The organism is Acidaminococcus sp. AM33-14BH (assembly GCF_003603525.1).
Taxonomy (GTDB): domain Bacteria; phylum Bacillota; class Negativicutes; order Acidaminococcales; family Acidaminococcaceae; genus Acidaminococcus; species Acidaminococcus intestini.
In genome coordinates this window covers 70,798-95,600 of the sequence record NZ_QTNG01000011.1, presented here as the reverse complement: position 1 = coordinate 95,600, position 24,803 = coordinate 70,798, and the positions used below count along the sequence as shown (strand labels likewise).

Annotated in this window: 22 protein-coding genes and 1 tRNA gene; 3 read left to right on the top strand and 20 right to left on the bottom strand. The window is 50.7% G+C overall.

The window, feature by feature from the left end:
* Nucleotides 1–3: 3 nt before the first annotated feature.
* The 5 genes from galE to clpB form a co-directional block, all read right to left on the bottom strand.
* A complete protein-coding gene (gene galE / locus DW817_RS08605; protein WP_021737258.1) occupies nucleotides 4–990 on the bottom strand; it encodes a UDP-glucose 4-epimerase GalE in 987 nt (328 codons plus the stop codon).
* Nucleotides 991–1,002: 12 nt separating this feature from the next.
* Nucleotides 1,003–2,367, bottom strand: coding sequence for a phosphomannomutase/phosphoglucomutase (locus DW817_RS08600; RefSeq protein WP_009016323.1), 1,365 nt, complete (start codon nucleotides 2,365–2,367; stop codon nucleotides 1,003–1,005).
* A gap of 15 nt (nucleotides 2,368–2,382) precedes the next feature.
* Entirely contained in the window at nucleotides 2,383–3,381 is a 999-nt protein-coding gene (locus DW817_RS08595; protein WP_014129146.1) for a hypothetical protein, read from the bottom strand.
* Between the two features lie 935 nt (nucleotides 3,382–4,316).
* Complete coding sequence (locus DW817_RS08590; protein ID WP_009015298.1) at nucleotides 4,317–4,883, bottom strand: hypothetical protein; 567 nt, start codon at nucleotides 4,881–4,883, stop codon at nucleotides 4,317–4,319.
* Between the two features lie 158 nt (nucleotides 4,884–5,041).
* Nucleotides 5,042–7,585 (bottom strand): ATP-dependent chaperone ClpB, encoded by a 2,544-nt coding sequence (gene clpB / locus DW817_RS08585; protein ID WP_165851882.1) that lies wholly within the window; start codon nucleotides 7,583–7,585, stop codon nucleotides 5,042–5,044.
* 217 nt (nucleotides 7,586–7,802) lie between these two features.
* On the opposite strand from clpB, the gene DW817_RS08580 reads away from it, so the two are divergent.
* Complete coding sequence (locus DW817_RS08580) at nucleotides 7,803–8,921, top strand: hypothetical protein (protein ID WP_120112090.1); 1,119 nt, start codon at nucleotides 7,803–7,805, stop codon at nucleotides 8,919–8,921.
* 138 nt (nucleotides 8,922–9,059) lie between these two features.
* Here DW817_RS08580 and DW817_RS08575 read toward each other — a convergent pair whose 3' ends face one another.
* Both DW817_RS08575 and DW817_RS08570 read right to left on the bottom strand, forming a co-directional pair.
* Nucleotides 9,060–10,016 (bottom strand): CYTH domain-containing protein, encoded by a 957-nt coding sequence (locus DW817_RS08575; RefSeq protein ID WP_021737261.1) that lies wholly within the window; start codon nucleotides 10,014–10,016, stop codon nucleotides 9,060–9,062.
* Nucleotides 10,017–10,030: 14 nt separating this feature from the next.
* Complete coding sequence (locus tag DW817_RS08570; protein ID WP_021737271.1) at nucleotides 10,031–10,456, bottom strand: hypothetical protein; 426 nt, start codon at nucleotides 10,454–10,456, stop codon at nucleotides 10,031–10,033.
* Between the two features lie 119 nt (nucleotides 10,457–10,575).
* Between DW817_RS08570 and DW817_RS08565 the strand changes: the two genes are divergently transcribed.
* Together DW817_RS08565 and DW817_RS08560 are read left to right on the top strand one after the other, a co-directional pair.
* Nucleotides 10,576–11,094 carry a flavin reductase family protein gene (locus tag DW817_RS08565; RefSeq protein ID WP_009015303.1) on the top strand — a complete coding sequence of 173 codons (519 nt, stop codon included), beginning with the start codon at nucleotides 10,576–10,578 and terminating at the stop codon, nucleotides 11,092–11,094.
* A 73-nt stretch (nucleotides 11,095–11,167) separates the two neighbouring features.
* A tRNA-Arg gene (locus DW817_RS08560) sits at nucleotides 11,168–11,244 on the top strand.
* Between the two features lie 338 nt (nucleotides 11,245–11,582).
* On the opposite strand, the gene DW817_RS08555 is transcribed toward DW817_RS08560, so the two are convergent.
* The 13 genes from DW817_RS08555 to DW817_RS08495 form a co-directional block, all read right to left on the bottom strand.
* On the bottom strand, nucleotides 11,583–12,758 hold the full coding sequence (locus DW817_RS08555) for an iron-containing alcohol dehydrogenase (RefSeq protein ID WP_009015304.1): 1,176 nt from the start codon (nucleotides 12,756–12,758) through the stop codon (nucleotides 11,583–11,585).
* A 108-nt stretch (nucleotides 12,759–12,866) separates the two neighbouring features.
* The gene (locus tag DW817_RS08550; RefSeq protein ID WP_120112086.1) at nucleotides 12,867–14,231 is read right to left on the bottom strand and encodes an aldehyde dehydrogenase; all 1,365 of its coding nucleotides are present in this window, start codon (nucleotides 14,229–14,231) and stop codon (nucleotides 12,867–12,869) included.
* A gap of 100 nt (nucleotides 14,232–14,331) precedes the next feature.
* Nucleotides 14,332–14,655 (bottom strand): helix-turn-helix transcriptional regulator, encoded by a 324-nt coding sequence (locus DW817_RS08545; protein WP_120112083.1) that lies wholly within the window; start codon nucleotides 14,653–14,655, stop codon nucleotides 14,332–14,334.
* A 121-nt stretch (nucleotides 14,656–14,776) separates the two neighbouring features.
* Nucleotides 14,777–15,382 (bottom strand): outer membrane beta-barrel protein, encoded by a 606-nt coding sequence (locus DW817_RS08540; protein ID WP_014129154.1) that lies wholly within the window; start codon nucleotides 15,380–15,382, stop codon nucleotides 14,777–14,779.
* A gap of 155 nt (nucleotides 15,383–15,537) precedes the next feature.
* Nucleotides 15,538–16,893, bottom strand: a complete 1,356-nt coding sequence (gene brnQ / locus DW817_RS08535) for a branched-chain amino acid transport system II carrier protein (protein WP_009015308.1) — start codon at nucleotides 16,891–16,893, stop codon at nucleotides 15,538–15,540.
* A gap of 69 nt (nucleotides 16,894–16,962) precedes the next feature.
* Complete coding sequence (locus tag DW817_RS08530; protein ID WP_021737257.1) at nucleotides 16,963–17,718, bottom strand: SDR family NAD(P)-dependent oxidoreductase; 756 nt, start codon at nucleotides 17,716–17,718, stop codon at nucleotides 16,963–16,965.
* 90 nt (nucleotides 17,719–17,808) lie between these two features.
* Entirely contained in the window at nucleotides 17,809–18,006 is a 198-nt protein-coding gene (locus tag DW817_RS08525) for a cold shock domain-containing protein (protein ID WP_009015310.1), read from the bottom strand.
* 474 nt (nucleotides 18,007–18,480) lie between these two features.
* Nucleotides 18,481–18,771 (bottom strand): GIY-YIG nuclease family protein, encoded by a 291-nt coding sequence (locus DW817_RS08520; RefSeq protein WP_009015311.1) that lies wholly within the window; start codon nucleotides 18,769–18,771, stop codon nucleotides 18,481–18,483.
* Entirely contained in the window at nucleotides 18,771–19,238 is a 468-nt protein-coding gene (locus DW817_RS08515) for a peptidylprolyl isomerase (RefSeq protein WP_009015312.1), read from the bottom strand. The genes DW817_RS08520 and DW817_RS08515 overlap by 1 nt, the downstream gene beginning before the upstream one ends.
* A 51-nt stretch (nucleotides 19,239–19,289) precedes the next feature.
* Nucleotides 19,290–20,279, bottom strand: coding sequence for a hypothetical protein (locus DW817_RS08510; protein ID WP_120112079.1), 990 nt, complete (start codon nucleotides 20,277–20,279; stop codon nucleotides 19,290–19,292).
* Nucleotides 20,279–21,130: an NAD(P)/FAD-dependent oxidoreductase gene (locus tag DW817_RS08505; protein WP_009015314.1), complete on the bottom strand. Its 852-nt coding sequence runs from the start codon at nucleotides 21,128–21,130 to the stop codon at nucleotides 20,279–20,281. Before DW817_RS08505 ends, DW817_RS08510 begins: the two co-directional genes overlap by 1 nt.
* Before the next feature lie 124 nt (nucleotides 21,131–21,254).
* Nucleotides 21,255–22,217 (bottom strand): M23 family metallopeptidase, encoded by a 963-nt coding sequence (locus DW817_RS08500; protein ID WP_009015315.1) that lies wholly within the window; start codon nucleotides 22,215–22,217, stop codon nucleotides 21,255–21,257.
* 749 nt (nucleotides 22,218–22,966) lie between these two features.
* Nucleotides 22,967–24,577 carry a polysaccharide biosynthesis protein gene (locus DW817_RS08495; RefSeq protein ID WP_016459940.1) on the bottom strand — a complete coding sequence of 537 codons (1,611 nt, stop codon included), beginning with the start codon at nucleotides 24,575–24,577 and terminating at the stop codon, nucleotides 22,967–22,969.
* Nucleotides 24,578–24,803 lie beyond the last annotated feature (226 nt).

Sequence of the window (24,803 nt, the reverse complement as noted above, 5' to 3'; positions counted from 1 at the left end):
GGCTCAGCGATATCCATTGGGGTGGCCGCTATGCCAGCGCCATGCCGTCTCCACAATTTCCTTGACGCTGCTGTGTTCGGGCTTCCAATGGAGTTCCTTTGCAATTTTTTCGCTGGAGGCAATGAGCCGCGCAGGATCGCCAGCACGGCGTTTTTCTTCCTTTACCATGAAGTCACGGCCCGTTACTTCCTTGACGGCATTGATGATTTCCCGGACAGAAAGTCCCGTCTTGGTTCCCAGATTATAGACCCGACTTGCACCGCCCTTGACAAGATGGTTCAGGGCAAGGATATGAGCGGAGGCCAGGTCCTTCACATGGATGTAGTCCCTGAGGCACGTGCCGTCAGGGGTGTCGTAGTCCGTACCAAAGATGGAAATAGCATCGCGCTTACCCAGAGCGGCTTGGATGGTCAGGGGAATGAGATGGGTTTCCGGATTATGGTCTTCCCCGATATTTCCCAAAAGGGACGCGCCAGCAGCATTGAAGTAGCGCAGGGCTACATAATGAAGGCCGTAGGCCATGCTGTAGTCACGCAGCATGTTTTCAATCATGAGTTTTGTCCGGCCATAGACATTCGTTGGATGAAGGGGCATGTCTTCCGTAATAGGAACCTGGTCCGGTTCCCCGTAAACGGCCGCCGTCGACGAAAAGACGATATACTCGACGCCACTTTCCCGCATGGCGTCAAGAAGACCCAAAGTACCAGCCACATTGTTATAGTAATATTTTCCCGGATCGACCATGGACTCGCCGACCTGGGAACTTGCAGCAAAGTGCAGGACGGCATCGATTTCATATTGGCCCATGATATGCTTCAAGAAGGTGAAATCGTGAAGGTCCCCTTGGATAAGCTGTACCGTTTCGGGAACCGCTTCGGCATGACCGGTACTGAAATTATCATAAACAATCGGTGTATAACCAGATTTGATGAGATCATCAATGACATGGGAACCGATGTAACCGGCCCCGCCCGTAACAAGAACGTTCATACTGCTGCCTCCTTATGCTTTCTCGCCCTGGATAAGGTCCAGAAGTTCACGGGTCTTTTGTTCGAGAAGTTCCCGATCTCCTCTTGTTTCAACATTGAGACGCACCACAGGTTCCGTATTGGATTTACGAAGGTTGAAGCGCCATTCATCATAGACGACGCTAAGCCCGTCCATACGGTCCTGGATGCCGGATTTAAAGCGCGTCGACAGGGATTCCATGATGGCATCGGCATTCCCCACTTTGCGGTTGATTTCTCCGCTGCAGGGATATTCGCGGATGCGAGCGTCCACCATTTCAGCAAGACTAAGGCCTGATGTCGACATGAGAGAAATGACAAGAAGCCAAGGAATCATCCCGCTGTCGCAGTAGGAAAAATCGGCGAAATAGTGATGGGCACTCATTTCTCCGCCATAAAGAACATGTTCCCGACGCATACATTCCTTGATGAAGGCATGACCGCTCTTGCAGCGGACAGGATAGCCCCCTTCACGGGCAATGATGTCCTCTGTATTCCAGATCAAGCGCGGGTCAAAGAGGATCTTGGCACCGGGATGCTTCTTGAGGAAGTAAGAGGCAAAAAGACCGACAAGATAATACCCTTCGATGAAGCGTCCATTTTCATCAAAGAAGAAGCAGCGGTCAAAATCCCCGTCCCAGGCAATGCCAAGATCGGCCCCTTCCCGGCGGACAGCGTCGCTGGTGGCATCACGGTTTTCAACAAGGAGCGGATTAGGAACTCCATTGGGGAAATGTCCGTCCGGCGTGTCATTAAGATACGTAAAGTGACAGGGCAGGTGTTTTGCCAGTTCCTTTACAATGGGACCGGCTCCGCCATTTCCGGGGTTAGCCACGATGTTTAGGGGAGCAATCTCTTTAGTGTCGATATAGCTAAGGAGATGATCCACATAACTTGGGACAATGTCCACCTGCTCATAGCTTCCCTGCCGTGCGGCTTTGGGATATTTTGTTTCAAAATCAGGATCTGTGACCATGGCCGCAAGGTCCTTTAATCCCGTGTCTCCCGAAATGGGCCGGGACTCGCTGCGGACAAGCTTCATCCCGTTATATTCGGCAGGATTATGGCTTGCTGTAATCATCATGCCGCCATCAGCCTTAAGATGGGCAACCGCAAAATAAATCATTTCCGTACCGCACTGACCAAGATCGATGACATGTGTCCCCATGTCACGCATCCCACGTACAGCGGCGTCGCGCAGGCTGGGCCCGCTCAGACGGATGTCGTGACCTATGACAAGGGTCTTTGCCTTGAGGTAAAAGGCAAGACTGCGGCCCAAGGCGTAAGCAAGTTCCTCATTGACGTCGCTGGGAACGACGCCGCGGATATCATAGGCTTTGAAACCTTTTGTACTGATCATAGAATTCTTCCTTTCTTATATCTGATAGGGCATTTCTTCCGCAGGCATCAAATCTTTGGCCCGGGCATAAACCGCCCGCAGGGCCGAAGTATTGATGATGGGAACATTCCCGTTCTTGATGATGATATCGGTCCGGGCCAGTTCACGCAGGACAAATCCTAAGGTAACGCCAAAATTGAGACGATCCTTCTGTTCGAGCGTAAACTGATCGTAATCGTTGTTTTTCTTGATGAGGGCCGTAAAAAAATCAAGCTGTTCATCATGTTCCTTTTTGAGCGGCTTCATATAGCCCAGGACATGGGTCACAACATGAAAAAGGCGATCAGCCCGCGCCGTCGCGTCAGCAAGACGGACCGATTCCTTATCCGTCAATTCCTTGTAGCGGCGGGCCGCCCGTTTGGAAACCTTGCGTTCCCGCTTTCTGCCATGACGGTCCTTGAAATAACCACGGGGCATGACTTTGGGAAAATCCATGACGGCGCACAGGACCTGCTCTTCGTCAAGGACGCCGCATTCTGACGTATAAAGGGGCTGCTCCATGATTTGTTCGAGAATGAGGCGCGACTCCCCTTCGGCCAGGGCCGTCTGGCTGTAATCACTGGCCGCCCCGCCTTGAAGAGCAACAATAGTCAGCATCCCTGTCCCTTCAATATCAAGATGATCCGTATGGATTCGTTTTACGACGTCTGCCACCTTCCGCAGCTTGCGCACATCCTGGGGCAGCATGTGGAGGTTCTTGTGGCTCTTATAGGTATAATGACCGGGGAGGTTGATGAGCTTATCCAGCGTGTCAAACATCGCGGTATACTTGGACCACGTAGATAACTTCAAACGGCCCAATTCCTCGATGAGGGGAACGAGCCTTTCCATTTGTTTATAGAATTTATAGCGTTCTTCGTTATAACGCTCCGTTGCATTGCGCACGACGGTTTCAGGACTGTTCAGGTTCATGTAGAGCTTCATGCCCGCTGCTCCGATTCCGGCAGCAGCCCAAAGAGCAAGAGGTATCGGCATAGATATCGTCCATCCTTTCCTCAAGGGGGACACAGGGCGGATAACCGGGCTGGTCTCACGATGATACTCATAGAATTATATCTTTTAAATGGGTTTGTCGCAAGGGTAGAGGTCTGTAGTTTTACTCGGCGCGGAAATCGCGCCGATTCGATGCGGCTACGTGTCGTCATTGGCTTTAAAAAGATTGATCTGATGCCGATGATGACATGCCCCGTCGCAAGAAGGTACGTACCACAATCTCATTTTTAAGACGCCCAAAAAAATGCCTTCGGCGGATGGGCCACTTCTTGGAATTTTTTCGGTTTTTAAAGGAAACATGATTCGCCTGAAGCCCATATCGGCCCATCTGCGTAGTCAAAAAGACGGAACATGATACGGCTGATCCTCTATAGCCATCTTCCGCATTGACTCGAAAACGATACCCCGCCTTTGACAGCCGCACCAGTATAAATCCATTGCAGCTGCGAAGGTAAAGGAACCGTTTTCGTGTACGACGGGGCCGATAATATAATTTATTAGCACTCATGTTGTGTGGGAAATATCCATACGGTTATCCAATTCGGATTTCCCGATTTCGGTGGTGGATGAGAAACCGCAGCGACGTTTCCTTGCAAGCAGCTAGCAAGGCAAATATGCCCGAGTCCCAAGCCCGCATTGGGGCAAAGCACAAGGGCGCAGGGCCATGTTTCCGGGCGAATGGATTCGGTCCCTCCCCCTTTAAAGAAGGAACGGTTTAGGGTCGGCTGTACAGTCTTTTGATGGATTCAAATTCCAAAGACAAAAGATTCGGCTGCACCGATTTTAGTGGCAGAACAGCAGTGCGGCCCTGCATCACAGCATCACACCACCTGAACATCATAATCCCCCACTCCCAAGCCATACAAAAAGAGGCTGTGAGAAATGATGTACTCATTTCTCACAGCCTCTCGGCGTTCTTATTTTACATCTTTTAGTTTCATACGATTATTCGTGATTTCATTTGCTACATCTTTTGTCATATCCCGGATGAGTTTTTCCAAGTTCTTTTCCTTACTCGTACGCACGTCGGTCATACGGTAGACCGGTGCCTCTCCTTTGGTGACAAGGAAGGAAAGGGAGACAAGGGATTCCACCGGTTCCCGTTTGTCCTTGATGGCTTCCTGAGCCGCTTCTCCTTCGAGGGGCACAGTCCCTGCAAAATTGACAACGACCTGCATGGTCAGGGTCTTTCTCAGGTAACGGTCGGGCAGCATGACTGGATTGTTATAAAGCGTCACCCCTTCATCCTTCAAGGATTTCTGGAGCCCAAGATAGGTGAGGCGGACCGCATCCTCATCGCGTCTGAATTGGGGGTTATTCTTAACAAATTCCCCATCAGTCTTTTCGAGACTTTTTAGATAGACAACCTTGGTCTTATTGAAAGGAACGCCGCTTGCTTTGGCGCCGCTGCGCTCAGCACTTGCCGTAAAAGGAACGGCAAGGAGCGTCATAAGAAGCGTGACAAGGGTGAGTAATTTTTTCATGGAAATCCTCCTTGGCGATTCATCAAATTCCTTCTTATTATACAACGGAACCCCTACTCTGTGAACTCATTTACGACGAGTTCACAAAGGTTTTTCCCAAAAAATCCCAATAAACGTAAAAATGCTGGGAAGAAGGGGTCCTTCCCAGCAGTCAAGGCTTACGCCTTTACCACGTCAATTTTACCGTTTTTCAAGACGACTTTCAGATGATCGCCGCTTACAATGTCTCCTTGGACAATCTTCTGGCTGACGATGGTTTCCACACTATGAACGATGAGGCGCTTTAACGGACGAGCGCCAAAGGCAGGATCGAAGCCTTCCTTGGCAAGGGCATCGACAGCTTCATCAGTGGCCTCAAGGGTGAGTTCCATCTGACTTTGCAGGCGTTTGCCCAGCTGACCCAGAATGAGGCGGACAATGCTGCGGATCTGATCCTCGCCGAGCGGTTTGAAGACAACAATGTCATCCACACGGTTCAGGAATTCCGGACGGAAGAACTTCATCAGCATACTGCGCACTTCTTCATGGCTGATTTCACCTTTATGTTCCATGATTTCATGGGATCCAAGGTTGCTCGTCATGATGATGAGGGTATTCTTGAAGTCGATGACACGGCCCTGGCCATCGGTCAGGCGGCCATCATCAAGGACCTGGAGGAGCACGTTGAAGACGTCGGCATGAGCTTTTTCGATTTCATCAAAAAGGATAACCGAATAAGGATGACGGCGCACGGCTTCCGTGAGCTGACCCCCTTCTTCATAGCCTACATATCCCGGAGGCGCACCAATCAAGCGGCTTACGGTATGCTTTTCCATATATTCACTCATATCGATGCGGATGATGCTCTTTTCATCGTTGAAGAGCACTTCGGCAAGGCTCTTGGCAAGTTCCGTCTTGCCGACGCCCGTTGGGCCCAGGAAGATAAAGGAACCAATGGGCTTATTGGGATCCTTGATACCAGCACGAGCGCGGATAACGGCTTCGGAGACAGCCTTCACAGCTTCATCCTGACCGATGACCCGCTGATGGAGGATTTCATCCAGGTGAGCCAGTTTCTTCTTTTCGCCTTCCATAAGGCGGCTCACAGGGATCCCCGTCCAGGTGCTGACGACTTTGGCGATATCGTCTTCGTCGACTTCTTCCTTGAGAAGACGGTCTTCTGCATGCTCTTCTTTTTCCAGTTCCTGGAGCTGTTTCTGCAGTTCCGGCAGACGGCCATACTTGAGTTCGGCAAGCTTGTTGAGATCATAGTCGTGCTCGGCCGTTTCCATGTCCTTCTTCACCTGGTCAATGGCTTTTTTGACCTGGCGAACCTTGGCAATGCCGGCCTTTTCTTCCTGCCAGCGAGCTGTCATCTTATCGTTCTTTGCTTTCATCTCTTTCAGTTCCTCACGGATCTTTTCGAGACGGTCAGCCGACTGCTTATCTTCTTCTTTGGAAAGGGCCTGTTCCTCAATCTGGAGCTGAAGCATACGGCGGCGGCTTTCATCCAGTTCCGTCGGCATGGAATCAATTTCCGTACGCAGACGGGCTGCCGCTTCATCGACGAGGTCGATAGCCTTATCCGGCAGGAAGCGTTCACTGATATAGCGGTTTGAAAGCGCAGCCGCAGCTACAAGGGCAGAATCCTTGATGCGGACCCCATGATGGACTTCGTACCGTTCCTTCAAGCCACGCAGGATGGAAACCGTATCCTCGACACTTGGTTCCTTGACAAGGACAGGCTGGAACCGGCGTTCCAAGGCACTGTCTTTTTCAATATACTTTCGATACTCATTAAGGGTCGTGGCCCCAATACAGCGGAGTTCACCGCGGGCCAGCATCGGTTTCAGGATATTTCCGGCATCCATGGACCCTTCGGAGGCACCGGCTCCAACGACGGTATGGAGTTCATCGATGAACATGATGATCTGTCCAGCCGAATCGGCAACAATCTTGAGGACTTTCTTCAAGCGTTCTTCAAATTCACCGCGGTACTTGGCCCCAGCAACAAGGGACGCAAGATCCAGGGCATAGAGGGTCTTGTTCTTTAAGGATTCAGGCACGTCGCCTGCCACGATCCGGCGGGCAAGGCCTTCTACAATAGCCGTCTTGCCAACACCCGGTTCCCCAATGAGGACAGGGTTGTTCTTTTTCCGACGAGACAGGATCTCAACGGTACGGCGGATCTCATCGTCACGACCAATGACCGGATCAAGGGCTCCCTTGCGGGCCTTAGCCGTCAGATCCTGCCCATATTTTTCCAAGGTCTTGCGGTTTTCGTCACTGTCCTTGCCGCCTTCATAGCGGTCGACGAGACCACGGATGGCCGAACGGGTAATGCCGTACTTGCGGCAGAGGGAAACCACATCGCTATCGCCATCTTCACAGAGGGCAGCCAGCAGATGGGCTCCGGTAATCTTATTTTGGCCGGCTGCTTTTTCCGCGAGGGCAAAGACCCTTGCCATCCCCGTGGACATACTAAGCTGGTCCGTTCCCTTCACAGACGGGACGGCCTTCACCAAATGGTCAAGGTCACGACTGAAGTCGTTTTCCTCGATATGAAGGCTCTTTAAGACATAATGGAGGAAACTATCAGGTTCGCTCATCATGGCTGACAGGAGATGGACGGTTCCCACCTCTTGGTTATAGTTCATGACAGCTTGCTGCTGACTGGCTTCCAATAAACTTTTGACTTCTTCACTGAAACGTTCTGGCTGCATCATAAACACCTCCGCATGCTGCCTAAAATTTTTATTCTATGGATAAGGGCCCAAGGGCCACGAAAATGGGGAAATACCCCTGTTACCAATCCCCCAAAGGGGAAGGCGTGCAAAACGCCTTTATGTAATCTTCCTGATAGGAAGGAAAAACAAGGCTGCTGTCGAAAAAGGATGATAGGAACTTTGCTTTTTTTGCTGCCTAGTTAAGGAGGCTTTTATGAATTCATCCATTATCCTTTACCACCTTTTCGACGTCGCCGATGAAATCGACCTCAATGTCGTGGAAGCCATCTGGACCAGCCGGAACAAGATTGCATCCCGTCTGCGATTTGAAAAGAGTGCACCAAACTCCATCAGTTTTCAGAATCCCCCGGTCCTTGTTGAATTGGGAACCCATGATATGGAATTTGCCGGGGACCAATACACAGCGGTCATCAAGGCCCGCATCTTTGACATTGGCGTCGTCAGTCTTATCTTTCATTTGGAAGTCCCGGAAGACATTTCCTATGAAAAATACCAAAACCTGACCATTGCCGTCGACTCCTTGCCAGAAAACGTGGTCCGCGAATACATCGATGCCATCACGGATACGATCCGGCCGGCGTGCACGAAGATGCGCATTTCCGACTTTGATGAGGATTTTGTCGTCTACTATTTCAAGGACAAGCTCCCCGATTGGGACCTGGCGGCCCTTATCATGAAGGACAAGACGCCGCTTAGCGAAGAAACGAGGAAGGATGCCCTCGTAAACCGCTTCTCCTACAGCAAGGACGATGTCATCTACCTGACGTGGGATACGGCGATTATGCTGGATCGGACGGGAAGCACGGACCTGCCGGACCTCCTTGAATTTGCCAATGCCCAGTTCCTCGAACTGCGCTACTACGATGATGCCCTCCGGAAAGCCATCGACAGCACATACGACGAAATCGACAAAGCAACCGAACCCGGATCCCGCGGTAAGGCCAAGACCTTCCGCAAGGTCCGCAATGAGCTCATGGAAGTCATGGCCGACATGAGCGTCCTTACGAGCAATGTTGATAACGCCCTCCAAGTCACAGAGGATGTCTTCAACGCCCGCGTCTACGCCCGGTACATGTATCTTTTGCGGGCTGACGTATGGCGGGAAAATATCAACACCAAACTAAAGGTGCTCCAACGCTGCTACGAACTGCTCAATACGGAAGTCCTGATGGACCGCTTCTCAAAGAAACTGCATCTCATCATCGGACTTCTGGCCGTTCTTGCGGCAGCCGCTGCCATGTGGGCCCTGCCAGAGGCCATCATAAAGCTCATCATGATCTTGACTTGGGTTACATCGCCCCATCCCTTCTAAGAAAACAGGATCTTTCAAAGGAAAAGACCCAGGAAGTCATTTCGCACTTCCTGGGTTTATTGTACTCACCAAAAGTCAAAATGTCAAATACTTTTTTTGATTTTTTGACTTTTATTTTTTTGCCCGTGGAAGTTCCCGCTAAAAATAGCTTTCTTCCTCATGGGATTTGGTGTAGACCTTCGCAAGGCACTGCCAAAGCAGCGCGGCAATCCGTCCCTCTTCAAGATCTTCTTCCAGATAGGCAGCGTCATCCGTTTCAAAATGGGCTGCCGCTTCCCGAAGGCGCGCCGCCTCGTCCCCGCCCAAGGCCTTTTCTTCCCAAAAATCGGCAAAAAGGATCAGGCGGTCAGCAATAGGTGCTTTCTTTCCAGTGCCGTTAAAGAAACCACCTAGGTCATGAAGGATTTCCCTAAGGAAACGCGCAGCATCTGCAAAGGTCTTTGGCACTTTAACAGCATCGTCGCAGGACTCTTGGGGTGTCTTTCCTGCAAGAAGGAAAAGGCCTCGTTCGAGCTTACTCCGGTCTTCCGGATAGAGGGGGATTTCACCTGCAAGATGGCTGACAAGCTCAAAAAGGGCAGCAGGGTCCCCTTCTTTGAGTTCAAATTCCACCTCCCTAAGGGATTGGGAACGGTCGCCGCTTTCTATGATGCCTTCATCAAGGGAGAGCTCGACACGGCTTTTTCCTGCCGCAAGGTCCATGGCGTGGCGCGCAAAAGTGATCGTCACGGTTGGAACAAGTGATTCCCCATGAAGCAGGTCCTTCAGGCGCCTCGTCACTTCGGGAGGAAAACCTTCCGTCACAGGCGTTTCGTCCTTTAGGGGCACGGTATATTCACCGCGGACAGAAAAGCCTCCTGTGGATGTACCTTTTGTTTTGATGGTCGCTTCATAAGCGCTGCCATTGGTGACACGCACGCGGTAGGCCATGCGTTCCCGGTTCAAGGCACCATCTTTTGTATCATAATATATATTTTTGAGGCTAAGACGCTTTTCCGTTACCGGAAGAGCGGTTTTCGTGACGGTCCTAGCGGCAAAGAGCCTGTGGCATCCCGCCCGGGTCGTCAGGAGCTTCATTTCGATTTCCTTTCCCATTTCAGTTCCTTTCCTTAGGCGTGATCCGAATCTTTTGAAAGGGGTTCAGAAACAGGGGCTTTCCAGACAGCATCATAAATCTTCTCCAAGACGGAACCTGGTTCAATGGTCACCCACTCCTCTTTTTCCGCGCGCCACCGCTCCTTGATCTCATGATCCTTCGTTACAGAAAGCTTCATAATGGGCGCCATACGGCGATCCTTCGTAAAAAGGCCGAGGGTAAGCGCATACGAACCATCGGGCTGGGTCTTGCGGAAGCCTGCCACGCGGCCCTCACCGCGCTTCATGATGGTCGCTGTATCAAGATCCCAGCGGGTGCCGCCCTGTTCCGTGACAACAGCCTGCCACTCGGGATCAGGCAAATCTCCTTCCTGAGCAAGGGCGGGCATGCCTATAAGAAGCAAGCCAGCCATCAGGAAGGAAATAACAGTCTTTTTCATAGGAATCCTCCTTTCATTTTCTCTTTCAGTATAGCGAAGGCCTTCCGGCCTTGCAAGCACCATTGACAGCTTTTGTTATAATGAAAACGTAAGAATGATAAGAAAGAAGGTACATTCCCATGAATGAACACATTGAACCTTTTTCCTATGCTGAAGCCTTGATGAAGGCCCTCCCCAAAGGCGTTCTCCTTTCAACCGAAAAAAAAGGCGCCATGAACACGATGGTCATCGGCTGGGGCGCCCTGGGCACCAACTGGGGAAAGCCCGTCCTCACGGTCTATGTACGGGAAAGCCGCTTGACCCGGGACTATCTCGATGCGTCAGGAGAATTTACGGTGAATGTCCCCCTGGGCGCCGTTGATCCTGAAATCATCAAGGTCTGCGGATCAAAATCGGGGCGTGACCTTGATAAAATCAAGACCCTCAGCCTGACGGTACAGCAAGGTGAAACTGTCAAGGCACCGGCATTCAAGGAACTGCCCCTAACCTTTGAATGCAAGGTTCTCTTCCGCCAGGTCGAAGCCCTGGAAAACCTGGCTCAACAGGAAGGCAAATGGTATCCAGCAGATCAAAACGGCAACAAAGACCGTCATATCCAGTACATCGCGGAAATCACGAGTGCCTATATCGTGAAATAAGGTGCAGCGGGAACACATGATGTGTCCCCGCCTTTGTTTTTTTAGGGACTATCTGGTATAATAACACTGTTATGCGGTTGTAGCTCAGATGGATAGAGCATCTGCCTCCTAAGCAGAGGGTCGCGCGTTCGACTCGCGCCAATCGCACCAATTGTATAACGTAGGGAACGTCCAACAAGGGCGTTCTTTTTTATATGGGGCTTCCTGTGAACGTACCCCTATAGGGACGGGAAACTGCTTGTGGAATCGATTGTCCCTTGTTTTTGCATTCTCCATCAAAAAAACGGTGGGAAGACTCCACCCTAAGCCGAGCCCTATATCTGCCTTCGGCTGCGGCCTTTCCATACCGTTTCAGGGCCCGCAAAACGATGCTTTGCAGCAAGGCCCTGGAAAAATGGCAGCAAACGAAAAAGGCGTCAACTTGAAAATAAACGCAAGTTGACGCCTTTCTTCTATGTCAGGGACACGGCTCCCAGTTCATTTTTTCCTTAAAAACTTGCTTTGAGAATGGCTTTGACTTCATCCTTGGTCAGGACTTTATAACCGCCCTTCAAAATAAAGGTCGCATCAGCAATGCCGTCAATCATCGCTTCCGTGGCGCCCACTTCGCCAAGCTTCAAGGCGACACCAATTTCCTTCATCCACGCCTCCATAGCGGCAAGCCCCTCTTTGGCAATGGTTTCATCCGACTTGCCGTCGGGGCAGATCTGCCACACGTTCACAGCAAAACGTTTGAACTTACTGAGGCCATAGGGCAGGAGGAAACGGTAATAGGCAAGAGAAACGGCTGAAAGGGTCATGCCATGAGTAGCGTCCGTATAGGCACCGACAGCCTGTCCCAGCATATGGACCATCCAGTCCTGGGTCTTTCCCATACCAATGAGCGTATTAAGGGCCCACGTTGCCGTCCACATGAGGTTGCTGCGGGCTTCGTAATCCTTGGGGTTTTGAATGGCAATGCGGGAGGCGGCAATAACAGAACGCATGAGGCCTTCGGCAAGGTAATCAGAGGTATTATCATCATAGCCAGAAAAATACTGTTCGCAGATATGGTTGAACATATCATAGATCCCAGCTACCATCTGCCTCTTTGGGAGGGTAAACGTAAATTCAGGGTTCAGGATGGAAAAACGGGGGAAAACGCGTGCATCAGCAAAAACGTGCCCTACTTTACGCTTTTCTTCATGGTTTGTAATGACGGAACCAGCGTTCATCTCAGACCCGGTTCCCACCATGGTCAGTATACAGGCAACAGGGACGATCCGGTCTTCCTTTTTCGGTTCTTCAAAACGGACATAGAACTTTTCCCAGGGATCATCATCAGCATAGGCGGAAACGGCAACTCCTTTGGCAAAATCGCAGCAAGATCCGCCGCCAACGGCAAGGATCAAGTCCGCCTTGCTGTCTTTGGCCGCTTTGGCGCCTTCCCGAAGCTTTTCAGCCGTTGGATTCGGCATGACGCCGGGAACTTCCGTAACCACCTTATGGTTCTTTTTTAGGTAGGAGAGAACGGCATCATAGATGCCATTTTTCTTGATGGAACCGCCGCCATAGACCAAAAGGACATTCGGTCCATAAAGGGGCAGTTCACGGTCCAGGTTTTCCAAGGACTGTGAGCCAAAATAGAGCGTTGTTGGATTATGATACATGAATTCTCCAAGCATGGGGATTCCTCCTTTGTTCTAGCATTGATTTTATTGTATCGGATGGGCTGGGCCCTTTCCAATGCTTCTTTTTTATTCTCTTTCATGCCTTTGGCGCATGCATGCAGCCTAGAAGAAGCGTTTCAGCCATTTTACTTTTCTTTCCGTAAACGGGGCATAGCGCAAGGAAATGTCAAAGCGTGTCGTGTTCTTGACGATGCTTTTTTTATGGGAAAAAGCATCAAAGCTTGCCTTTCCATGATAACTTCCCATGCCGCTATTTCCCACCCCGCCAAAGGGTAGGTTTGGGTTTGTCACGTGAAGAAGGGTATCGTTGATGCAGCCGCCGCCAAAAGAAAGATTGGCAATGACCGCTTCTGCAACCGCCTTGTTTTCTGTGAACACATAACAAGCCAAGGGGTTAGGCAGCGTTTTGATGTGCGCTACGGCGTTTTGCATGTCTTTTACAGCAATTATGGGAAGCAAGGGCCCAAAGATTTCATCTTCCATGATGGGATGATCAAAATCCGCCTCAGGCATCAAGGTAGGTGCAATCCTGCGTTTTTCCGCGTTCACAGCACCGCCAATAAGGCTAGATTCTGTTTTCATGAGGCCAATAAGCCGGTCGTAATGCCGCTGATTGATGATGGACGGATAAGCATCACTTTTTTCAGCATGGGGATAGCGCTTTCCAATCTCTTTTGTCATGGCAGCAAGAAGCGCGTCCTTTACACTTTCCTGTACGACAACGTAGTCCACGGCAATGCAGGTTTGACCGGCATTCATGAATTTTCCCCAGACGATGCGCCGTGCCGCAAGATCGATGTTCGCCGAGGCATCGACAAGGCAGGGACTCTTGCCACCCAATTCCAAGATGACGGGCGTCAAATGCTCGCTGGCAGCCTTCATGACGATCCTGCCTGCTGCTGGACTGCCGGTGAAAAAAATCATGTCGTACCTTTCCTGCCAAAGGGTCTCAAAGGGCAAGTCTGCCTCCGGACAATAGATATATTCCGGTGGGAAAAGGTCCGCAAGAAGATCTTTGATGGCACGGCTCGTATGGACACTTTCCGGGGAACACTTCACAATGGCACAGTTTCCTGCCGCAATCGCTCCCACAAGGGGCATCAGCGTAAGATTCAGGGGATAGTTCCAAGGCGCGATGATGAGCACCACGCCATACGGTTCGGTATAAATATGATTCGTCGCGGGAAAGAAAGTCAGGAGCGAGCCATCTGCCTTTTTAGGATGGCTCCAAGCCTCGACATTGATCAGGGCTTCCTTGATTTCGCTACGGACCATGCCAACTTCTGTCATATACCCTTCGCCCCGTGATTTACCAAGATCCTTATGCAGAGCTTCCAAAAGAAGATCTTCCCGTTCATCAAGGACATCCATCAATTTTTTCAGCATAATCTTGCGAAAGGCTATACTTTTTGTTGAATTCGAGTCAAAATAAGACTTTTGCTGAATCACGATGTCATGAAATTCCATGTGCTTTACTCCTCTGAAGCAATGCCGTCAGATTGTGACGGTGCTATGATTTGCTGGGGCAACATAGCAAAAAGTAGGAGATGGTGCCTATCCGGCTTTTTCAGCGAAGGTCGCAGCTTGCTTCAACCTGGGCAACAAGGATTTTTAGGTTCCTAAGGGCGGCCTTGAACGTGAGGTAATAATGATTTTCAACGCCGCAGCTTCTAACACCAATGACTCCTGCTTGTTTGAGGACTTTCAGGTGATGGGAAACCGCCGGTCTTGAAAGGTCAATTCGTTCCGTAATCCCGTTTACGGTCAGCCCTTCCCCAGGAAAATCCGTAAGGATAAGGATGATTTCCTGCCGTTTGGTATCATTGAGAACAGAAAAGATGGGGATACATTTCCGAAACTGTTCCATAATGGCAAGGTCTTTCTCTTTCATGAGCGAGGGCTCCTTTCCGCCTATCCGTTTATTCGTTTAATCACATAAACATAATAGGCTGAAGCCAATTTCTTGTCAACGAAAAAAGAGCCATGCCAAAGGCACGGCTCTATACTCTTTATTAGAATTTGTAGGAAACGCCGACATTGACGCCATGAGTCTTTACGTCCGTATCGCCGCTGAAATCCTTGTACTTACTGTCATTATAGGAAACATTGGCTTCCCAGTTATCCGTAATGGCATAGCCAACACCGACTTCATATTGGGTAATCGTATTGCCAATGCCAAACTTAGCCCACGGCGTGGTCTTGCCAAGGGGCAGACGGCCTGTTGCACCAACCTGGAAGCCATTGGTATTATCCGTATAGCCACGATGATGGGCACGATTGCGGACGTAGCCACCAAAACCGTAAAGATAGGGGTTGAACTGGTAGACCAGATTAACCTGATGACTCTGGACTGAAGCGTTATCATCGCCTTCATGAGAAGCATAGGTATAGTCCAGGCCAAGTCCATCGCTGATGCCTACAGTCGCTCCAACACGATAGCGGGTATCGCCGTCAAAGTCGATTGTATGCCCGTCCCGTTCTCCTTTAAGGGAACTGCCGAGGGTCACATTGGCATCGATCTGTGCACGGCCCGGTGCAATTTCAGCAAGCGGGGAAGCAGCCGCGAGGCTGGCAGGGATCAGGCCTAATACAAGGGCCAGCATGATGTTCTTCTTCATAGGGAAATCCCTCCTTATCCAATGAGTTGACGATTTTATTGACACTTTATTATAACAAAAAAATGGTCTTTTGTGAAGGAAGGGGGGCTGCGGTGTTACAGAAGACCCATCTAAACAAAAAAAGCCTGACCCAAAAAGGATCAGGCGCAATGCAGTCAGCCTAGGGAAAGAGGCTTTTCACCCGTCAGTTTGACGTGGATCAGGGCCACGACCAACCCGAGGAAGGTCGGCACGACCCAGGCCATGCCATCTGCAGAAAAAGGCAGCATGGCGTGGAACGAAAGAATCGTTTTTACAAAACCGGTTTCCTTAATCGCCGGGGAAAGGACGCTTAGGGCATCCCCCAAGGCAGCAAGGATTGTAAAGGCAGCCGGCCATTTATAAAAACGCGTATCATGGTGAAAGAAATACGCCGCATAGGTCGACAGAATGAGGGCAATGGCAAGGGGATAGATGAACATGAGGACGGGAATGGCTAAGCTAATGATCTGGGTAAGGCCCACGTTTGCCACAACAAAGGAAAATCCCGCCATGATATAGCAGTAGGTCCGATAACCCGGTCCTTTGGGAAACAGGGTATGGAAAGCTTCAGAACAACTCGTAATGAGCCCAATCGCCGTCTTGAAACAGGCAAGGGTCACGATGATGGCCTGGAGCAGCTGTCCCAAGGGGCCAAAGTAATAGGCCGCAATTTCCGCAAGGGCAATGCCGCCATTATCAGAAAGGGTCAAAGCCCCCATACTTGAAACACCAAGCCAGGTGATTGCCGTATAGATGACTGTCATGAGGACCGTTACGATCACGCCAACCTTAAAGATATCGCCTGTCATGGCCGTGCGGTCCGTCATGCCCAGACTCTGCAGGGTATTGATGACAACAATGGCAAAAGCAAGGACGGCAAGAACATCCATGGTGTTATAGCCTTCCTTGAACCCCGTAAGATAAGGCTGGGATACATAGGCTCCATGCGGCATCATGGCACTGTAGGAGCCCATGGGATGGATAAGGGCCACAGCCACAAGAAGTGCAAGAAAAAGAAGGAACGCGGGATTCAGGAACTTGCCAATGTAAACAATAAGCTTAGATGGTTTCAGTCCCATAAGAAGCGCAAGGGCCATGAAGACTCCCGTAAAAAGTGCCATAATCAGGGTTTCTGAACCGGGAGGCACAAAAGGAGCCACCCCGATCTGGAAGGATACAGAAGCCGTTCGAGGAAGCGCAAAACATGGACCAATGGTGAGATAGAGCAACACGGTAAAGATCTTGGAAAAGGTGGGATGGATGCGGTTTGCCAGGTCTTCGACGCTTGTGGCGCCAGAAATTCCCAGAGCAATGAGACCAATGAAGGGCATAAAGACACCTGTCGAAATAAAGCCCCAGTTTGCAAGCCAAAAATGGCTCCCGGCAAGCTGTCCCAGATGGACCGGGAAAATCAGGTTCCCTGCACCAAACATCATGCCAAAGAGCATGGATCCCAAAAAGAAATATTGAGCACGGGTCAGTTGTTTCATGAAGTTCTCCTTATGGATCGCAATTGAAAAATCAAGGATAAGCAAAATTGTTAGAGAAAGCGGGGCTGGTTATTTTGCCGTCAGGCCCCCATCGACGGAAAGGATGGCGCCTGTCATAAAGCCATTTAGCGGAGAAAGGACGGCGCAGATCATGTGGGCCACTTCTTCGGGTTCGCCAATGCGTCCCACAGGATAAATGGAGGCCATGCTCTCGACCGTATAGCCCCCTTCTTCCAGCTGTTTTTTTACAAGGGGCGTATTGACATCACCGGGGCAGAGGCAGTTAACGCGGACCCAAGGCGAAAGATCAAGCGCCGCGGAACGGGTAAAGGCGACGACAGCCCCTTTACTTGCAGCATAAACGGCGCAGCCATAATTGCCTTCAAGGGCAGCATCGGATGCAATGTTGAGGATGGAAGGACTGTCGTCACTGAGCAGGGAAAGAACCGCCTTTGTAAGGAAGATTGTACTCTTTACATTTTCATCCATCATCTTACTGTAGGATGCCTCCGTAATATCCTGAAGGGCTTCTTCCTGGTACATGCCGGCACAGTTAACAAGGAAATCCACTTTAGCATTCCCTTCCCCTGCAGCCTCCACTACTTTTTGACAGCCCTCAAGGGTACTTACATCCGCTTCAACGTAGGTGGCCTTACCCTTGCCATCAGAAAGGGCCGTAAGGGCGGCCTTGCCCTTTTCCGCGTCCCGACCCACAATAAAGACATGGGCTCCGTCACGGACAAGCATTTTGGCTGCCGCAAGACCAATCCCGGACGTACCGCCTGTGATGATGCCCCGTTTTTCTTCCATTCCGTATGCGTACACGGCGATTCTCCTTTCCATATCAAAAAAGGCGTTTCACCTAAGTGAAACGCCTTCCGCTTCTTGTTGTTTCCTTCAGATACGATTTATATCTTACAGCTTAACAACGTTTGCAGCTTGTTCACCGCGGTTGCCTTCGACAACGTCGAATTCAACAGCCTGGCCTTCTTCCAGGGTCTTGAAGCCTTCGCCCTGAATTGCGGAGAAATGAACGAATACGTCGCCGCCGTCTTCACGTTCAATAAAGCCATAACCCTTTTCAGCATTAAACCATTTAACTTTGCCAGTCATCTACTTGGCCTCCTAAAAAATATTGCGAAAAACCACACCAAACGTATGTCAAAACTCATTGTCGTAACATTCATTAAGTCCGCTTTTTCTGAGGTTCATTCTATCATACTCCCCACGCTTTTACAAGAAGATTGTCCAGTGATTTTTTCAAAACAGTTCCCGTACTTCCTATGGTTTCCATGGGCATAAGAGCAATAGGGCATAAAAAAAGCTCCTGTTTTCAGAACTTTCGAAACAATTTTCGTCTTGTTTATCTGAGACGCAAACGTCCCTCCTTTCATGATGGAGGTGTCCCTCTGTCTTTAAGAATGTTTTCACTGCGCTGATAGCCTCATAGAAGATTGCCGCTGACGAAAAAGGAACCTGTCCAGTCCCTTTCTTACGGGCAAAAAGGCCGCTCAGATGAGACAAAAAGAAAGACCTCGAAAAAATGCGTAATCCATTTTCTCGAGATCTTGTCAGCAGGAGTGCCGCTTAGGGGTTCTTTGCCTTGCAAGCAGAAAGGGGTAGGGAGCCAGCCGCAAAAGTTTTGACAAGGGCTTCCTTTTCCTTTTTCGTCAGTTTCTTGATAGCGCATTCCCGTTTCAAGGCTTCACTTTTTCCGGGGAGCTCTTCATAGTAAACCATGGAAAGGGCATGGAAAGCATGCGTAAACTTGGCTCCTTTTCCTGATACATGGGCCTTCAGCCGTGCTGATAGGTCCGTGGTCCACCCCGTATATAGGGAGCCATTGGCACAGCGAACCATGTACACGTAAGCTGCCATTATTTCAGGATTTCCACCTTATTCATGACCACGTCTTCAAGCGGACGGTCCTGGAAATCCGTCGGTGTGGACCCGATCTTATGGACAATGTCCATGCCTTCCACGATCTTGCCGAAAATGGCGTGATGGCCATCGAGCCACGGCGTTGGCACAAGGGTAATGAAGAACTGGCTGCCGCCTGTATTGGGCCCAGCATTGGCCATGGAAAGAATGCCTTCCCCGTCATGTTTGAGTCCTGGTCCAAATTCATCGTCGATCTGGTAGCCTGGGCCGCCCATGCCTGTACCGGTTGGATCTCCGCCCTGGATCATGAAATCATCAATGACCCGGTGGAAAATAACACCGTCATAGAACCCTTTTTCTGCAAGATCAATGAAATTCTGGGCCGTCTTGGGCGCTTTGTCCTCAAAAAGTTCAGCTGTAAAATCGCCCAAGGTTGTTGAAAATCTAACTTTCTTGTTCATCATGCACCTCTTTGATTATATTCTGGGCCGACTCAAAGAGCGGCCAAACTGCTGTCAATAATCCCGCACGACAAGGCGGGAAAGATTCAGGGCTTCCCGTCCCGGCTGGGGCTGGGTTCTTTCGGCGAAGAGGAAAAGCTGTCCCTTATCGTCGACATAGAAGTTATCTTCTTCAAAGGCCGCGTCGCCGCCAAAGGCTTCGACAAGGGCACGTGCCTTAGCTAGGTTCTCCTTTCCAATAAAATCACTAAGGGTCAGACGGCGGCCGCTTGCAAGATCAAAAGTCATGGCGTACTGGATGTCTGTCACAGCGCTGGTCATGATGCGTGGGTCGGCGCCTCCCCACAGGGGGGACACGAACGCATAGCGCTCCACTTCCTTCCAGCTAGGACCATCATTGATGGATTTCACACTGTAAGCCCGGTAGCGGATAGGCGGTCCGGAAAAATAAAAGCTCAGGATGTTCCGCCGGTTATAGGTTACATGGCAGGAAAGATCACTGCCCACAGGTCCCGTCACAAAGCGGTACACATCGAGATAACGGCCGATTTCCCGATTGATGGCAAGTGCGACATCAGATGCCACCCCTCCGATAATCTGAGGATAGGTGCTGCGATGGACCTTGCTGATTTCTTCAAGGGTTGCCTGCTGACCTGCCTTAAGCGCCGTCTCCGGAATGGTATACCAACCGGTCACGCCATCGCGCGTCGTAACTTTGGCCCATTCCTTTTTTCCTAAGACACGTTTTCCGTAAATCATGCCTTCACTGCCTTGCGGGACTTCCCGGACGATGGCTGTCGGGCTTTCTTCAGGCAAACTGCGGAGATAGCCGCCGGAAAACAGGACCCGTTCCATCTTATGTTCCCGCGTTACAAATTCGATTCGGGCACCATGATCGTTTTCACCGGTTGTCGTGGTCTTGGTTTCCCGCTGGGTATTTTCAGCAGGCACGACATCGGGAGTCTTTTGATCTTTCTTTTCCCCACTGCAGCCAGCGGTCAGCAGGGCGGCAAGGATCAAGGAAAGAAAAGCCGAGCCTTTCATCAGCCCTTTTTCCTCAAGTAATCTGCCGCGCCAAAGACAGCGACAAGACCGTCGCCCGTGGCTTTACTGATCTGCAGGGGCTGTCCAATGCAGTCACCGGCAGCATAGACACCGGGAATATTCGTTTCCAGACGTTTATTCACCTTGATGGTGTTTCCTTCCATGGCAAGTTCTGGCAAAAGGCGGGTTACAGGGTCACTTTCCCGAAGGATGAAAAGGCCGTCCATCCGCTGGGCATCATCAGCCTGCAGTACAAGCTCCTGCCCGTCCTTTGCAACACTCTTGGGGCGGTCCTTCCGTACGGTCACATTGCCCGGAACAGGGCCTTCCACATCAAACGTCACATAGGCTGTCACCTGACTTGCAAGACCTGCCAAAAATTCCACTTCGTGCCACTGGGCAGGAACGGTACAGATGACGCCAATGGGACGGTTCCGATAAAAGTTCCCGTCGCAGGTCGCGCAGTAACTGATTCCTGTCCCCACAAGGTCTGCTTCTCCCATAAGCTGGGCTGAACGGGGAATGCCCAAGGCGAGGATAACAGTCTTTGCCTCGGTTACGCCGCTTGGCGTGGCAAGATAAAAATGGCCGTCCAGGTTCATGATGCTAAGGATTTTTTCAGATACGATTTCCGTTCCGGCTTTTTTGGCATGGTCCAAGAAGGCTTGCATGAGCGCCTTGCCTGAAATGTCGGGAAAGCCAAGGTAATTTGTGATGTGGGAAGCCTTTTGCAACGCAAGGCCAAAACTGCCCGGATCAAACAGAACAGTCGATAAATTGCGGTTTTTCGCCGTGACCGCGGCACTGAGGCCAGCCGGTCCGCCGCCAACGATAGCAAGATCATAAATCATAGGGATTCTCCTTGGGTTGTGCGAGTTGGATCTGCAGGAGCTGAAACTGCCTGCATCGCTTTTCATTATATCATATGGAGGGGACAGAAAAATAGGCCGCCCAGAGGGCAGCCTAAAAAAACGCTTATGAACGGGTCCTGGGCGGTACGGCAAACTGCAGGGGATTTTCCGTCTGCCCGTTTTCCCGGACTTCAAAATGCAGATGCGGGCCTGTACTGTAGCCGCTGCTGCCCACGTAGCCAATGACCTGTCCGCGGGACACCTGCTGCCCCACTGTAACGGCAAGGGCACTCATGTGGCCATAGGCTGTCGACATCCCGGACCCATGGTCAATACTGATAAAACGCCCGTAGCCGCCATTGAGTCCGGCCGCTGTCACGGTGCCTGCCGCGGCAGCCTTTACAGGTGCGCCAAAGTCCGCTGCAATATCAAGACCGGAATGGTACTCGGAGCCACCGCCAAAGGGATCGGCCCGCAGCCCATAAAAGGAACTGATTTCTCCGCCGTCAAGGGGCCAGCCATAGGTCCCGTCACCCGTACTTGAAAGGGCAAGAAGCATATTGGTGAGGTTTTCTTTTTTGTAGGCAAGGCGTTTCCAGTTGATTTCGTCCTGTACTTCAAGGACCTGGAGCTGATCGTCCGTTGAGGGGCCGCCTTTGCCTCCCTGGTCCAGTTCCTGGGACTTTTGGTCCACCGATTCTTCGCCAATCTTCACGCCGTCTGCTTTCAGTTTTTCTCGGACAGCCGCTTCCAATTTAGCCACTTGGGAAAGTTCCCGCTGAAGTTTTTCATTGTTATCCATAAGCTTGGCCAGGCGTTCCGTATAGACCCCGTAATCGGCCCGGTAATGCTGGAGTTCTTCCTGTTCGGCCCAGGCCCGGGAAAGCAGGCCTGCACAGACGGCAAGGGCGACTGCACAAAAGGCAGTGCTTAAGGCGGCAAGCGTCACCAGCTTGGGTCCCACTGAAAGCTGGTGACGCTTTCCCTGCCGGTCCTGCCAAGTAAACGCCCCATGGATGTCGCCCCATCCCGGGAGGTGATCAATCAGCTGCTTTCCTTTTTCTTTTATTGCATGTTTATCCATCATGGCTCTTTGCCCTACGCTTCTTTCATTGAAATTTCGTAATGTTTTATATCATAAACCTTTCCAAAAGACAAGGGTTGCCCCAAAATTATCACAAAAAAAGCTCCCGGTCGGCGTTTTTCGCACTGCGTACAGATGAAAAACGCTGACCAAGGGTCCTTAGGGAAAGGATCTGGGAGGCATTTTATTGGTTCTTCACTAAAATTTGTGGGGTCATAGACAAATAAATATTGAAAAAGGACATCAAATTCTCCAAAATGTAAGGTGACCAAACCAAAATAAAGGAGAATTGAGATGTCCTCTATTTAGTACATTATTCAAGCAGACCTGTTTTGTCAAGACCCAGATTACCTTGTTTTCTTCCCTGAAGATCCTTTGGATGATTCCACGGCATGGGTGGTCACCAGCCAGAAGCGTCATATCGATCTTCTCTGCCCTTGCTGCGTAAAGCCAATGCATGTCTATGGCACGTACCGAACTCGCCTAAGAACGGTGCCTATGCAGCCGAATGCCAGGCGCACTGTCCTCTTCGAGGGGCACCGCTTCCGGTGCCCTTGCTGTCAGGAAACAGTTACGGAACTCAATCCGTTTTGATATGAACTTCGAAATGAGAAGGTCATGGTATTCCTTAGTGGAATATCATGAAAATACAAAAAAGGCCGGAGATCCATAGAGACAATGGATCCCCGGCCTTTTGCCGTAAACGAATAAGGAACAGCCATGTTTTGTTTTCTGTGGAACCTTCCTGCGGCCTATTTCAAAAGCCCCAATTTATGACCCAGCCACGCCATGCGTCGGCCGAGGAAAGGGATTTCCAGCAGTTCTTCTTCTGTCAAAGTCTTTAGCAAGAGGAGCATCAGGATATAGACGGGCACTGCAACCAAGATGCTGAGGAAAAGCGCCAGCCCGCCGCGGCTGACAAGGGAAAGGACGAGCATTACAGCGCCTCCCATGACCGCTGCACAAAGGGCAGTCTTAAGAAGCTGCCGCCCTTCAAAGGTAAAGGCTGTATACTTCTTAATGAAAAAGAGGTTAAGAAGGGCTGCAATCCCAATATCGGCAACGGTTGCCCAACTCGATCCCTTGATTCCGAGGGTTGGCATCGCCGTCAGGTTCCAGTTGAGGAAGACCTTGACGATGGCTGCGATGATCATATTGATGACAGGGATGCGGGTCTTGCCAAGGCCCTGAAGGATGCCCGTCGACACCTGATGGAGGCCCAAAAGGAAGATGGCCCAGCTCATGATTTCAATGGCCGGTCCTGCTGCCGGTGCGTTATAGATGAGGGCAGCCACCCGTCCGCCCAAAACGTGAAGGCCGACGCTGCAGGGAATGGTGATGACCGAGGCCACCGTAAAAGCCGTTGCCACCTTGCTGCGAATGCCCGCTTCATCAGAAAGGGTCCGGGACTCACTGATAGCCGGCACAAGGCTGATGGAAAGAGCAGCCGTAAGGATTGTTGACATGTTGATAAGCGGCACGGCCATGCCAGAAAGGTAGCCAAAAAGGGTCGTTGCCTCGCCCGGGGCGTCCCAACCGCCGATCTTCAGCCGGGTTGGCACAATCATCATGTCAAGGTTAGACACTATGGGAAGCATGAGGCTTGACATGGAAACCGGCAGGGCTAGGGCAATAAGACGCTTCATAATATAGCCCGCTGACTCCTGCGTCTTGGGCGTCCTGTCCACCCCTTTGGGGAAAAACTTCTTCTTGAGCTTTAGATAAAAGCCCATCAAAACAAGGAGCCCGCAGAAAGCGCCTGCTCCCGCCCCCATGCTGGCGCCGGCAGCGGCGTAAGTAAGACCGTAAGGCAAGAGCAGGGCAGAAAAGACAATCATGGTTCCAACCCGTACAACCTGTTCCGTGATTTCCGAGCAGGCGGTCGGCGTCATGATCTGCCAGCCCTGGAAATAACCGCGGAAACTGGCGAGAAACGTAACGAAAAAAACGGCCGGAGCCAGGGCGATGATGGAATAATAGGCACGTGCATCAGGAAGGACCGTTTCCACAAGCCAGTGGGCCAGCACCACAAGGAGCAGGGAAAAAAGGAGCCCCGTGCAAAACAGCATCTTCAGGGAAACATGAAAGACGCGCTGCGCGCCTCCATAGTCTTCCATAGCCACCTTTTCTGCCGTAATGATGGAAATGGCCACTGGGATTCCTGCCGAAGAGACCGTAATGGCCATCAAATAGATAGGAAATCCCATCTGATAGAGTCCAATGCCCTCCCCACCCATGATTCGGGAAAGGATAACCCAATTGAGGGCTCCTATGACCTTGACAACAATACTGGAAATGGTAAGGATCAACGTCCCTTTGAGGAACTTGTTATTGCCCTGGGACTTTGTCACTTCTTCACTCATGCCGCGACCATCCTTCTTTGTCATGATAAGCCAAAGGCTTGTATCCATTGCATAGCGTATAGCACATCATTCTATCATATTTAAGAGAAAAAGTGCAATCGCACAGGGACTTTCCCGCGTTTTTGAACACGGACCAAGCTCTTTTTCCCTTTGATTCCTATAGACAAAGACCCTTTTTTGATGTACCATTGATATACCTTCAACTGTATATTTTTTATTTCCATTT